15 protein-coding genes, 1 tRNA gene and 1 pseudogene are annotated in these 12,895 nt (G+C 38.3%); 11 read left to right on the top strand and 6 right to left on the bottom strand.

Annotated elements, in window-relative coordinates:
- Positions 1-7 precede the first annotated feature (7 nt).
- From AC2117_RS12350 to AC2117_RS12335, 4 genes are read left to right on the top strand one after another with little or no spacing between them, the layout of a single operon-like run.
- Positions 8-949 carry a metal-dependent hydrolase gene (locus AC2117_RS12350; protein ID WP_133974446.1) on the top strand — a complete coding sequence of 314 codons (942 nt, stop codon included), beginning with the start codon at positions 8-10 and terminating at the stop codon, positions 947-949.
- Position 950: 1 nt separating this feature from the next.
- Positions 951-1,847: an alpha/beta fold hydrolase gene (locus AC2117_RS12345; RefSeq protein ID WP_133974444.1), complete on the top strand. Its 897-nt coding sequence runs from the start codon at positions 951-953 to the stop codon at positions 1,845-1,847.
- Between the two features lie 21 nt (positions 1,848-1,868).
- On the top strand, positions 1,869-3,110 hold the full coding sequence (locus AC2117_RS12340) for an NADH:flavin oxidoreductase/NADH oxidase family protein (protein ID WP_133974442.1): 1,242 nt from the start codon (positions 1,869-1,871) through the stop codon (positions 3,108-3,110).
- Positions 3,111-3,150: 40 nt separating this feature from the next.
- Complete coding sequence (locus AC2117_RS12335; RefSeq protein ID WP_133974440.1) at positions 3,151-3,621, top strand: DUF6632 domain-containing protein; 471 nt, start codon at positions 3,151-3,153, stop codon at positions 3,619-3,621.
- Between the two features lie 49 nt (positions 3,622-3,670).
- Here the strand turns inward: AC2117_RS12335 and AC2117_RS12330 are convergent, their stop codons facing one another.
- Both AC2117_RS12330 and AC2117_RS12325 read right to left on the bottom strand, forming a co-directional pair.
- Positions 3,671-4,063 (bottom strand): hypothetical protein, encoded by a 393-nt coding sequence (locus AC2117_RS12330; RefSeq protein ID WP_410374402.1) that lies wholly within the window; start codon positions 4,061-4,063, stop codon positions 3,671-3,673.
- Positions 4,064-4,134: 71 nt separating this feature from the next.
- The gene (locus tag AC2117_RS12325) at positions 4,135-5,304 is read right to left on the bottom strand and encodes an MFS transporter (RefSeq protein ID WP_413773093.1); all 1,170 of its coding nucleotides are present in this window, start codon (positions 5,302-5,304) and stop codon (positions 4,135-4,137) included.
- A 161-nt stretch (positions 5,305-5,465) separates the two neighbouring features.
- Here AC2117_RS12325 and AC2117_RS12320 point away from each other — a divergent pair, with 161 nt between their 5' ends.
- Positions 5,466-5,912: a winged helix-turn-helix transcriptional regulator gene (locus AC2117_RS12320; protein WP_133974434.1), complete on the top strand. Its 447-nt coding sequence runs from the start codon at positions 5,466-5,468 to the stop codon at positions 5,910-5,912.
- Positions 5,913-6,034: 122 nt separating this feature from the next.
- Positions 6,035-6,364 (top strand): hypothetical protein, encoded by a 330-nt coding sequence (locus AC2117_RS12315; protein ID WP_171459068.1) that lies wholly within the window; start codon positions 6,035-6,037, stop codon positions 6,362-6,364.
- 128 nt (positions 6,365-6,492) lie between these two features.
- Here AC2117_RS12315 and AC2117_RS19085 read toward each other — a convergent pair whose 3' ends face one another.
- A complete protein-coding gene (locus AC2117_RS19085; RefSeq protein ID WP_227549200.1) occupies positions 6,493-6,666 on the bottom strand; it encodes a hypothetical protein in 174 nt (57 codons plus the stop codon).
- A 119-nt stretch (positions 6,667-6,785) separates the two neighbouring features.
- Here AC2117_RS19085 and AC2117_RS12305 point away from each other — a divergent pair.
- From AC2117_RS12305 to AC2117_RS12295, 3 genes and pseudogenes are all read left to right on the top strand, one after another.
- A pseudogene (locus AC2117_RS12305) lies at positions 6,786-6,932 on the top strand (putative peptidoglycan-binding domain-containing protein); the annotation flags it as partial.
- 523 nt (positions 6,933-7,455) lie between these two features.
- Positions 7,456-8,049: a DUF4142 domain-containing protein gene (locus AC2117_RS12300; RefSeq protein ID WP_133974432.1), complete on the top strand. Its 594-nt coding sequence runs from the start codon at positions 7,456-7,458 to the stop codon at positions 8,047-8,049.
- 384 nt (positions 8,050-8,433) lie between these two features.
- The gene (locus AC2117_RS12295) at positions 8,434-9,063 is read left to right on the top strand and encodes a hypothetical protein (RefSeq protein WP_133974430.1); all 630 of its coding nucleotides are present in this window, start codon (positions 8,434-8,436) and stop codon (positions 9,061-9,063) included.
- Positions 9,064-9,333: 270 nt separating this feature from the next.
- Here AC2117_RS12295 and AC2117_RS12290 read toward each other — a convergent pair whose 3' ends face one another.
- The 3 genes from AC2117_RS12290 to cysS all read right to left on the bottom strand — a co-directional run bounded on the left by AC2117_RS12290 (position 9,334) and on the right by cysS (position 11,158).
- Positions 9,334-9,471: an integrase gene (locus tag AC2117_RS12290; RefSeq protein WP_133976351.1), complete on the bottom strand. Its 138-nt coding sequence runs from the start codon at positions 9,469-9,471 to the stop codon at positions 9,334-9,336.
- Between the two features lie 126 nt (positions 9,472-9,597).
- Positions 9,598-9,673, bottom strand: a tRNA-Gly gene (locus AC2117_RS12285).
- A gap of 63 nt (positions 9,674-9,736) precedes the next feature.
- On the bottom strand, positions 9,737-11,158 hold the full coding sequence (cysS, locus tag AC2117_RS12280; RefSeq protein ID WP_133974427.1) for a cysteine--tRNA ligase: 1,422 nt from the start codon (positions 11,156-11,158) through the stop codon (positions 9,737-9,739).
- Between the two features lie 213 nt (positions 11,159-11,371).
- Between cysS and AC2117_RS12275 the strand changes: the two genes are divergently transcribed.
- Together AC2117_RS12275 and AC2117_RS12270 are read left to right on the top strand one after the other, a co-directional pair.
- Entirely contained in the window at positions 11,372-12,349 is a 978-nt protein-coding gene (locus AC2117_RS12275) for a KpsF/GutQ family sugar-phosphate isomerase (protein ID WP_133974425.1), read from the top strand.
- 3 nt (positions 12,350-12,352) lie between these two features.
- Complete coding sequence (locus AC2117_RS12270) at positions 12,353-12,892, top strand: KdsC family phosphatase (protein WP_004642182.1); 540 nt, start codon at positions 12,353-12,355, stop codon at positions 12,890-12,892.
- The last annotated feature ends 3 nt before the right edge of the window (positions 12,893-12,895 follow it).

Raw genomic sequence — 12,895 nt, 5'->3', positions numbered from 1 at the left:
AAAGAACATGTACCCAAACACATTCAAAGATATGGCTTCTAAAACTTTATGGCCTTTATTTCCACGCCGTGTTGCTTTTGAGTGGAATGAATCACCATTACACTGGATGCCACAATCTCCAATAGGAAGTCATGCTGTAAATCATTTCAGTTTTACGCTTGTGCGAGGAGAATACTTTTTCTGCCGTATTTTTAATAAGGCTTTGCCTTTTATAACCGATGAAAAATTAAAAAAAGATGTAGAAACTTTTATCCGCCAAGAAGCGATTCATGCTCAAGCACACAAAGAATCTGTTGAAAAATATATTCAGCGTTACGGAGTTGATATTGAAAAGCAGTATGAGCGCGTAATTGAACTATTTGATTATATGCTTGCAGATAAGCCTCTTGGAAAAGCGCTACCAAAGCGTATGCAAAAGCCTTGGTTATTGTTTCGTGTGGGCATTGTCGCTGCTGCTGAACATTACACCTGTGCATTAGGCCAATATGTTTTGACAAAAGCACATTGGGAAGAAAAAGGTTGTGACCCAGCAGTAAGTGATTTATTTACTTGGCATTGTGCAGAAGAAGTTGAACATAGAACAGTTGCTTTTGATTTATTTGAGCATTTAGGTGGTAGTTATGCATTACGCGCTGCAATCATGAGTATTACGGCACCCATTTTTACTTATTTAATGGTTAAAGGCACGCAAGAGCTCGCAGCAGTAGATTGTAGCTTACCTAAATCTCAGCAAAGCTTAGGCCGTCTTGATTTTTGGCGACAATGGTTTAAAGCAAGCTCTCAAGAGTTGGTGCCAAGTCCTATATGGTTTATGGCTATCACTAAAAACTTTTTTAAACTTTCATATCATCCTTACTATGAAGGTTCAACAGAGCTTGCACTGGATTATATAAATCGTTCACCCGCGGTCAAACTTTATGAAGAAATACAAAAAGGATTGGTGAGCTAATATGAATACAACTATTGAAAAACAACAAAGGTATATTCAGTCGGCTGATGTCACGCTATCTATTTATGAATGGGGGCAGGCATCCGTAGGCCGTGAAACACTGGTATTTATTCATGGTTATCCAGACGAGGCACAGATCTGGGATGACTTAGCTTCATTATTGAAATCAGATTTTCATATTGTGACTTATGATGTGCGAGGCACAGGTTTATCTGGAACTCCGTTATCACGAGCAGGGTACCAGATGGATTATCTCATTTCTGATATCAAAGAAGTGATTCAACAAACTAGTCCGCATCAACCCGTACATTTGATTGGCCATGATTTAGGTGCTCTTCAAGGTTGGGAAGCTATTTTGGATGACAAATTAAAACCATATATCAAAAGTTATACGGCTTTAGCCCCAAGTATTGATCATGCAGGTATATGGTTTAAAGAAAATCTGAACAGTAAAGAGCCTGCGAGAAAGTTTGCGGCTATCAAGCAGATGATTTCTTCGAGTTACATGTTGTTTTTTAATATTCCAATTATTCCAGAGTTAAGCTGGTATCTGGGACTATCAAAAATATGGCCACAAGTGGTTTCTCAACTCGAAGGTAAGAAAGTTACGCCTCATCCTAACCAACTTAAAAATGCCATACGTGGGTTAGGTTTCTATCGATTGAATTTATTTAAGCCATTAATCAACTCTAAAAAGCGTTATACCTCAGTGCCTGTACATGTTTTATCGATGACCAAAGACCGCTTTGTGCCTCAACATATTGTAGATAAACAGGACAGATGGGTTAATTCATCTTTTACACGTACTGATATTCATGCGGGTCACTGGGGAATTGCTAGCCATCCTGATTTAATCGCAAAGCCTATTCGTAACTATATTCAAAAGCTCACTGCATAAAAATAAAGCTGGAGGTCTAAAATGAACAATGAATTAAAACTGGCGACACCATTTGTTTTAAAAGATAATTTTACGCTCAAGAATAGGCTGATTAAATCAGCTTTAAGTGAAGGGCTGGCGCATACAGATGGACGGCCAAGTAAAGAGTTGATTCAACTATATCGAACTTGGTCGCAATCTGGAGTCGGGATTTTGATTACCGGTAATGTAATGATTGACTCTAGAGCAATTGGCGAACCGGGTAATGTCATTATTGAAGACGAAAAAGATTTAGCCCTAATTAAAGAATGGGCAGAAGTTGCTAAATCTGGTGGTAGTGAAGTCTGGATGCAAATAAACCACCCCGGTAAACAAGCAATTAGAGGGTTAAATAAAGAAACTGTTTCGCCTTCAGCCGTGCCATTTGGCCCTAAAATGACAGCCGTTTTTGCTACACCGCGCGAGCTGACTCATGACGAAATTCAAGACCTTATTCAACGCTACGCAAACACTGCTGAAATTGCTAAGAAAGCAGGGTTTACAGGTGTTCAGTTACATGGCGCACATGGTTATTTAATTAGTCAGTTCCTTTCTCCGCATCATAACCGCCGTATAGATCAGTGGGGCGGAAATATCGAAAATCGACGTAGATTTGTTCTTGAGGTCTACAAGGAAATTCGCAATCGAGTCGGGCCTGACTATCCTGTAAGTATTAAATTGAACTCAGCCGATTTTCAAAGAGGTGGTTTTACCGAAGAAGAATCGCTGGCAACCATTCAAGCACTGGATGAGGTGGGAATCGACTTAATTGAGATTTCTGGCGGAACATACGAAAAACCCATTATGCAGTTGGGAACTCCGAAAGAATCAACAATCTCTCGTGAAGCCTACTTTTTAGATTTTGCTAAAAAAGTTCGTGAACAAAGTAAAGTTCCACTTATGGTGACTGGAGGTTTTAGAAGTCTGCAAGGTATTGAAAGCTCATTATTAAATAATGATTTAGATTTTGTTGGCCTTGGGCGAATTTTTGCAATTGAACCGTTGGCTTCAAAGCGTTTATTAAGCGGGCTTGAAACCATAAACCAAGTCAAACCTTTAACGACTGGATTTAAGTTTATTGATAATTTGGGGTCATTGGAAATTACTTGGTATACACGTCAAATGCATCGATTGGGGCGTGGGCGCTTACCAATTCCCGAGGAAAATGGACTTAAATCTTTTATTCTGGATATTAAAGATAAAGGGTTAGGCATTCTCAAAAATCGTCGGTTACGCGCGTCTTAAAATTATAAATTAACGTTTTATATCAATGAGGATATAAATTATGTCGGCAACTCATCAGATAAAAATATCTAGATTTAGTCTCGTTGCAAAAATTATGGGAATTAGCTTTCTTCTATTTTTTGCAGGTGCAGCGCTTTTTATCTTTTTAAATATTCCTGCAATTTTACTTCAGTTTGAATGGGGTAAATTTCTTGTTCGATTAGTTCGCTGGGGAGAGCTGCATGGTGGGGGTGAACATTACGAGTTGATGATCTCAGTCATCTATATTGTATGGGGCTGGTTTATACTAAAAGCGGCCAATGACCCTCTAAAAAACTATCTATTTTTTGAATTTACCCTGTTTGCCAATATTGCTCATTTCGGTGCAATGCTTGTTATGGGGTTAGTGATGACGCATGAATCTCCACATTTAATCGGAGATGTATTGTTGGGTTGGGTCATTCTCTTAATTTATATTTACTTCTGGTTACCTGTTAGAAAAATATATAAAACTGATATCAATCTAGTTTAATAAATCAGTTTGGGCGGGGAGCGAGATTTGGCCTCGTCCCAACTATAGATTATCCTGCAAACCAAATGTTTTGATGATCACACATTGGGCTCAAATGTTTAATACGTAGGTTGTCTTGCTCAAAATTACCAAAACCCCCAACAATATCTAACTCATTACCTATGGCGATAAGTTTACCTTTATAACTTAAAGTGTCTTTTTCAGAATCCCACTGAGCAGTGTTTTCAGGAAAAATAATGAGGATATCGTTCACATAGAGGCATTCTTGTTTTAGCTGCAATATTCCTTTTAAGCGTGCTGATGCAAAAACGCCGTTAGATTGATAAACAGGCAGTTTCACCGCACTCGTATTTTCGTTTGCCTCTTGCCGCTGACATCCCGCCAGAAGGGCAAATACAACTGCGAAAATCAATTTATTATTAATACCCAATTTTGTTCCTATACGGGGCTTATCTATTTCTAATAGTAACTGACTAACATTTCATATCAACATTTAGTTTGTCAGAGGAGATTTCATGAAGAGTGACTTAAGACGTGTAGCGTTCTCCACCAAAATAATAGCGCCAACAGGCTAACACCTGCACCGAGAGCACACACACCAAGCCATCCTGCATAGGCGTAGGTAGCTGTTGTACTGATAGCACCTAGTCCACTGCCGATTGAATAAAATAGCATGTATAGCCCAACAAGCCGGCTATGAGCTTCGGGACGAGTACGAAAAATCATGCTCTGATTGGTCACATGAAGAGCTTGTCCGCCCAAGTCTAATAATACGATGCCAATTACCAGAGCCCAGAGTGAGTACGCCATGAGTGAAAGTGGCCCCCAAGCGATTAATAATATAACGAGTGCCGCCAAGCTTGTACGCTGAGCATATCCGCGGTCGGCCCATTTTCCAGCACGGGCGGCGGCCAGAGCGCCAACAACTCCAACAAGACCAAAAGACCCGATAATCGTATGTGAAAAACTATAAGGTGGCTTACTCAACGGTAATACTAGTGCACTCCAAAAAATATTGAATGCCGCGAACATGAGTAAAGCTAAGACACCGCGGACTTGTAGCACTTTTTCTTGGCACAGTAGTTTTAACATAGAAGCCAGAAGCTGCGAATAGTGCATTGAAACGGGCTGAACTTTTAAACGAGGGAGATGTTTCCAAAGTGGTAAAGCAATTACCAGCATGATTACAGCTGCACAAAAGTAAACGCCACGCCAACCCGCTACATCGCTAATTCCTCCTGAAAACACTCGGGCAAGTAGTAAGCCAATGAATACACCACTTTGTGCAGTGCCAACTACATGTCCTTGCTCATGCGGAGCAGCAGCACTCGCAGCATAAGCAATAAGCCCTTGTGTCATGGCTGTGCCGAGTAAACCTACGGCAAGCATTCCTGCCAAAAGAACAACCGTAGAATGAGCAAAAGCAACTACTAGCAATGCAGATATCAATGCTACGAGTTGAATAGCCATTAAACGACGCCGATTTACAAGATCACCCAACGGCACTAGAAAGATTAGCGCCAGCGCACAACCAATTTGAGTGGCTGTAACTACACCACCGATGGCGGAATGACTAATGTTAAAGTCCCTAGCCAATATGTCGAGCAAAGGCTGGGCATAATAGACATTTGCTACGCTTGCACCACTTGCAATAGCAAACAGCAATATCAAGCTCTGAGACATCTCTATAACTTTTGCATTGTTCTGTCTTGCCGGCAATGCGGAGGTGTGAGAAGACTTCATAATTCTAAATTGGTTTTAAAATGAAACTAGTTGAATGTTAAGTCTACTAGTTTTAAAATGCAACTAGGTATCTTGTTCCTAATCACCCATAAGGAAATTTAATGGCGAACTCTACATCTTTAAAAGATGAGCCTTGTCCTGTTGCACGCTGTGTTAATTTCATCGGAGATCGGTGGTCACTGCTTATTGTGCGTGATGCTTTTGATGGAATGCGCCGTTTTGGAGACTTCCAGCGAAGTCTGGGAGTTGCGCGAAATATTCTTTCTGATCGACTGAAAAAGCTGGTTGATGCAGGCGTGCTTGAAATGCAAGATGCTTCGGATGGTACGGTCTATCAAGAATATGTATTGACCGCTAAAGGGGAGAGTTTGTTTCCAGTTGTTGTGGCTCTAAGGCAATGGGGTGAACATAACCTATTTGAAAATGGTGAGCGTCATTCGCTGTTAATTGATAAAAACACAGGTCAGCAAATTCCATTCATGGCGCCAGTCAGAGCAGATGGAAAAGTGCTTAATGCTTCTGATACTCAAGTGCAAAAGGTGAAATGAAATTAATCGCGCCGTCTTATTTTTTTGCAAGTGTAAAAGCGGAGAAAAGAAAAAGTAACCTTTCTTAACTTAAATTTTGGAAGATTAGTTGTTAACCTTGCGCGTCAAATTAAGGTGAGACTATGAGATTTATATTCCTCTTTATCAGCGCAATTTCTATTCCATGTTATGCAGCGTCAGAAGCAATGCAACTTCATTACTGTGAAACTGTTAAAAAAGCAGCAAGTGGCGTGATGGATGCTAGACAACATGAGGTGCCAGCTAAAGAGTTACACGACATAGCCAATCATCTTGAAGAGCAACAAGCCAAACAAATTTATCAAGAGCTTATCAAATCTGCATATTCTTCAAAATTATTTGAAGACCCTCTCATTAAATCAAAAGCTGTCGAAAATTTTCAAACCACTTGGCATGAACAATGTTTAGCAAAAGAATTGGCTAATGATATTTGAGGGGGTAGTGGGGAATAGCTAGCTGGGGTTTGGAAAATAGGTTTTTGATTCTTACTTACCTCTTAGTTATAAAAAGCCCTCGGAATTTCAGAGGGCTTTTTGTTGTGTATAAGTTAAGGTCAAATTATTTAACTATGTAAGATTAAGAAATTGGCAAGTTCATACTCTTCTGCAGTTAAAGGTGTTGATTCAAGGTTAATTTCTTCAAAGTTTCCTTTAATGCTGTCAATAAAGTTATTTTGCACTGCCGCAATAATTAACTGTACATCGTCAGGTGTATTACTAATTAAAATATTAAGCATATTATGATAATTATCAGAATCAATATCTTGTTGTCGTGGAGAGTCAATAATAAATGGAGGAGTAGATAACTCAGCATGAGAGTAGATGGAATTAAGGATAGTAAGCCTTTTCACTAACACTGGCTAAGCGCGGTAAAGAAGGAGAGAAAGTATTAGTGCGAGTACTTAATATCATGCAGGGCCAGCGTTACATAGAAATCTGTGAAAGGAATCCTACCCAAGAGCAATTCTTTTATGGTTGGATCGCTAACCGCGTTTCACTATGAAGGTTCTGATTTCGCTGTGTATTCTACTTTCAGGATGCACAGCTCATACGATATCTACAAAAGTGCATGTCACTGTTTGTGTGCAGTGTGTGAATTAAAGTCTTTAGGAGAACGCTTTTTTATAGATGTGCGAATAAGTTAAATTGGTTTAAATTTTCTTTAAATATATTTAATTTTAGCTTTAGTATCTATAAGTTAATATAACGAGCTTTATTGTTATTTTCGTAAAAATAAAAAATAAAAATTGTTTTTAAGTTAATGTTTTTTAAAATTATATATATTTTATATTTACATTAATAAGATTGGATACAGATGCATGATTCATTATTAAATTTATATCATCTACTTTAAATAAGCTATTTACCCTTTGCGAAGAATATTCAACGAGCGGTATAAGTATGGTTAATTGAAATAATGAATAAATAAACCCAACCTTGAATTTACAAGTAGGGATATAGAATGGAAATGTGAAAAAGCTACCCATAAGTGGAAATACTCATGAATTAAGTTAAAGGATATTGGTATGAAAGCTATTTTAACGAAGAAAATTATTAGCTGTATCGCAATTAGTGGTGTTTTAAGTTTCAGTGCATTTGAGATTATGGCAGCGAATCAACAAACTATAAATGATGGGAAGAATCACTCTAAAATATTAAATGAAAACCATGAAAATTTGACTGATAGTCAAATTTTCAAGATATTAAGTACAGCTAATAATGGTGAAATTAAGCAGGCAAAAACTGCATTGCCAAAACTAAAAATGGATGAAGCTAAGAAATATGCTGAAATGATGATTAAAGAACATTCAGCCAATGAAAAAAATGCACAAGCGTTGGCAAGTCGGTTACAGTTGATTTCACAAACCAGTAATCTTAGTAAATCATTGCAAAATGATAGTGATAAAATTGTTAGTAAGCTTAATCAAATAACATCAGATACTGATAAAAATTACATGATGAGTCAAGTTAAAGTTCACCGTAAAGTTTTGACGATAATTGATAAGCAGTTAATACCAAACACGAAAAGTTCTGAATTAAAAAATATGCTCCTACAAACACGTGATGCTGTTGCGAAACACCTAAAAGCAGCTGAAGATATATTTAAAAAGATGAAGTAATATACAATTATTATTTTTTTAAAATACATTTAAAAAGCCTAGTATTAATTAACTAGGCTTTTTAAATTGTTTATAAATAAAATCATAATTTCTTGTCGGTCAGGGTAAAGCTGGAATGTTATCGGCAATGTTTACTCTAGCGAAATATAACGATTGTGAAATGAAGCATGATGTAATTGTGAAGACTCTCTGGACAAGAATTTTTATAAATGAGAAATACTTTTTATTAATTAATAACATCTCCTCACTTAATTTGGACACTTATAAAACACAACTAACCGAAACGTAAATTATACTAATAATTGTTCAGCATATTCCAAAAATCCTTTTTATGTTCTAGCTCTTTTAAAAGACACTAGATTTTAAAATATAGGGAGTAAGAAAATGGTAAATACAAAACAATCAATTTCAGATGGTAATCATACGATTCAAAAAGAGCCATCTTCCAATAGTAATGTATTAAATAGCAAACCAATACAAGATACTTCATCCACAAATGATAATGCTCGTCCAGATTTAAACTCACCACCGACCAATAACAATCATATACCTGATATGAATGAAGGGGGAGAAAATTTGGCAGCTGTAAGTGCAGGAACCTTGGGAGGAGCGGCTATAGGGGCTGCATTCGGTGTTGTTGGGGGTCCTCCAGGTGCTGTTGTTGGGGGGATTATTGGGGGTGTGGTAGGGGGAATAGCAGGTAATGATATAGCTCAAACAAATAATCAAAAAGATGATAGTAATTACTGGCAAGAAGAAGATAATTATTGGCGAGAAAACTATAAAAAAATGCCATATTATACTGAAAACAAGAATCTAGAATATGATCGTGATTATCGGGCGGCTTATCGTTTAGGTTATGAAAATCGTGTACCTAATAATGCAGAAATTAATTTTTCCGAGGTTGAATCTAAATTGAAAACTAAATGGGAACAAGTTAAAGGCAGTTCACGTTTACAGTGGGAGGAAGCTAAATTTGCTGTAGAAGATGGATTGAAAAAAATTCATCCTTAATTCATTTAATACTTAGAAAGTCTCCTCAATGGGGGAGACTTTGCGATAATATACTTTTAAGCTAATTTTTAATTTCAATATCAATAAAAACTTAATGATGGGTTTAATCATAAAATATTAATTATATTTTCATTATTCTTTTTTCTTTAGGTATTTAAGCATTTGAACAATTAAGCGAGCACTCTTCATTTTTCTGCCTTCTTCTTGATAGTACTGTTCAAAAAGGGCATAGAAGGAGATATGGATTTTTTCAGACTCAGGATTAGCCTGTTAAGATTGTAATTCTAATAATTTTTTAGCGGCCCATTGTTCACACTCACTCGCAGTATCTCGAGTAGCTGCATAACGTTTGCCTAAATAACGGACAGTGATGCGCCACGCGTCCCCGCGCTTAACCGGCTTTTGCATAATAACACTCCAAATTTCATGGTACTGCAATGGAAATATAAAGCGTTTTTTAATGCGAATTTTGAATTGACCAATAGACAATAAAAAAACCACCTAATCCTTTCGAATTAAGTGGTTTTTAAATCTTGGAGCGGGAAACGAGACTCGAACTCGCGACCCCAACCTTGGCAAGGTTATGCTCTACCAACTGAGCTATTCCCGCAATGTGAGCACATTATAGAGTGTTTCACTAAAGTGTCAACACTCTTGTGATTTAATTGAACATTTAATCAGCACGACGCCAAACTGTCCCTTGGCGAGTGTCTTCTAATACAACACCTTGGTCGAGCAACGACTGGCGAATACCATCTGCTTTCGCAAAGTCTTTTGCTTTTTTTGCATCAACACGTTGTTGAATAAAATCTTCAATTTCAGCATCAGACAAAGTAAGCGCTTCTTGTCCAATATCTGATTTTAAGAAATCATCTACATTGTGTTGTACCAAACCTAAAATGTTGGTGAGGTGACGTAACGTTGAATAAAGCACAGTCGCTTGGTCAGCTTGCTCTTCTTTTACAGCACGGTTCAATTCTTTGTTGAGTTCAAACAATACAGCCATTGCTTCGGCAGTGTTGAAGTCATCACACATCGCATTGTTAAAACGCTCAATAAAACTTTGATCAAGCGTTTCAATTGTCGTTTGGCCGTACACTTGTTGATAAGCTTTAAATGAATGATAGAAGCGAGTTAAAGAAGTTTTTGCTTCTTTGAGTGCCACATCAGAGAAATTCACAGGACTACGATAGTGTGAAGACACAATAAAGTAGCGGATCACTTCAGGGTGGAACTTCTCCATCACGTCACGAATCGTAAAGAAGTTGCCTAAAGACTTAGACATCTTTTCACCATCAACGTTAATGAAGCCAACATGCATCCAGTAGTTTACATATTGTTCACCAGTTGACGCCTCACTTTGCGCAATTTCATTTTCATGGTGAGGGAACATTAAATCTGAACCACCACCATGAATATCAAAGTGGTTGCCTAAGCAGCAAGTTGACATTGCTGAACATTCAATGTGCCAACCCGGACGACCATTGCCCCAAGGTGACGCCCATGAAGGTTCATTTTCTTTGGCATGTTTCCAAAGTACAAAGTCAAACGGATGTTTCTTTTCAACTTCTACATCAACACGGTCACTTGCGCCTGCTTGCATATCATCAAGCTTGCGTCCAGAGAGGCGACCATATTTTTCAAATTTGGTGACTTCAAAATAAACATCACCATTTGCAGCAGGGTAAGCAGAACCTTTATTGACCAGATTGCCAATCATATTTTGCATCTGATTAATATATTCAGTCGCTTTAGGTGCTTCATCGGGTGCAGCACAGCCTAAATTTGCTGCATCTTCATTCATTGCATCAATGAAACGAGTGGTGAGCTGCTGAATGGTTTCACCATTTTCATTCGCACGCTTAATGATTTTGTCGTCAATGTCGGTAATGTTACGAATATAACGAACACTCCAGCCTTGACTACGTAAGAAACGTATAATGTAGTCAAATGCAACCATAACTCGAGCATGCCCGATATGACAGTAATCGTAAACGGTCATTCCGCAGACGTACATATCGATGTGACCTTCTTTGCGAGGTACAAATTCAACTTTTTTTCGTTGCTCAGAGTTATATAAAACAAACGGTTGCATAAGGGTTTTCAAACACTCAACAAAAACAGTGTTACATCATAACTGATGCATCATTTTTCACAAAGTTTTATGCAAGAATTTTATAAGCTTGTGAAATCTTATACATTTAAAAACGTGTATATGATTGAGTTATGTTAGAATGCCCCCAAATCTTTTGATTAAAATCACCGATCTTCACAAGAGATCAGATCAATTATTTTGAGTCAAACTCGTATGCCCAACCCTACAGATTTTCAAAGCAGCGCATTAGCAACATTGCGTATTGAGCAGCAAGCAATAGACGTGTTAGCAACACAAATTAATGACAGTTTTAATCAGGCTTGTGAAATATTGTTACAGTGTAAAGGCCGTGTTGTGATTACTGGCATGGGGAAGTCAGGGCATATTGGCCGTAAAATGGCTGCGACTTTTGCTTCAACTGGCACACCATCTTTCTTTATGCATCCGGGCGAAGCTGGGCATGGCGATTTGGGAATGCTGGTTCGTGGCGACGTATTAATTGCGATTTCCAATTCTGGAAAAAGTGATGAAATCATGATGTTAATGCCACTCATCAAACATCTTGGTGTACCTCTTATTACCATTAGCCGTACTGATAAAGGGCCAATGCCTCAAAATGCCGACATTGCTTTAACTTTAGGTGAGTCTGACGAAGCGTGCCCATTAGGGTTAGCTCCGACATCGAGCACGACAGCGACGTTAGTATTGGGTGATGCGCTGGCTGTTGCTTTACTTGAAGCTCGTGGTTTTACCGCAGATGATTTTGCTCGCTCGCATCCTGCTGGAGCATTGGGTAAGCGCTTACTTTTACATGTAAAACATCTGATGCATACAGGCGATGAATTGCCAAAAGTTTCACCAAATACGCCAATGAATCAAGTGCTTTACGAAATTTCTAATAAGCGTTTAGGCTTGACGACGATTGTTGATGATGAGGAACATTTGCTGGGTATTTTTACCGACGGTGACTTGCGTCGTTTAATTGATAGACAGCAAGGTTTCGACGTGAATTTACCGGTTTCTGAAGTGATGACAAAAAAACCGTCAACTATTTCTCAAGAAGCACGTGCGGTGGAAGCTCTACAACAGCTTAACCTGAAAAAAATTAGTCAATTTGTTGTGGTGGATGACCAAAATAAAGTGATTGGTGTAATTAGTATGCATGACCTTATTCAGGCAGGGGTAAATTAATCAATGGCATCTTATGCATTGTTAGAACAAGCACGTCATTTACAGGCATTGGTTCTGGATGTTGATGGTATTTTGAGTGATGGCTTTGTAACTTTAACGAATAGTGGCGATGAGATTAAGTCGTTTGATATTCGTGATGGTTTAGGAATGAAACTTGCACAGCAAGCGGGCATGAAGATCATTATTATCACAGGCCGAAAAAGTAATATCGTTGAAAAACGTATGTCTGATTTAGGTGTAGATCTCGTTTTTCAAGGCCGTGAAGACAAAGGCTCTGCATTACGCGAAGCTTGTGCACAGTTTAATATTTTGCCTGCCGATTGCTTGTATATGGGCGATGACTGGCCTGATTTATCTGCTTTTGCAATAGCAGGAATGAGTGTCACGGTGCCAAATGGTCATGAAGAAGTGCGTCGCCGTGCGCATTTAGTTACCCAGTCAATGGGCGGGCGTGGTGCTGTACGTGAAGTCTGTGATATGTTACTGATCGCAAAAGGCATTTACCAAGAACTTCTTGAAAAATATCTTGCAGTACCGCATTAATAA

It is taken from the genome of Acinetobacter calcoaceticus, assembly GCF_900520355.1.
Lineage (GTDB): Bacteria > Pseudomonadota > Gammaproteobacteria > Pseudomonadales > Moraxellaceae > Acinetobacter > Acinetobacter calcoaceticus_C.
Note: the sequence above shows the minus strand (reverse complement) of the source record. Positions and strands in the feature narration are given on the sequence as shown.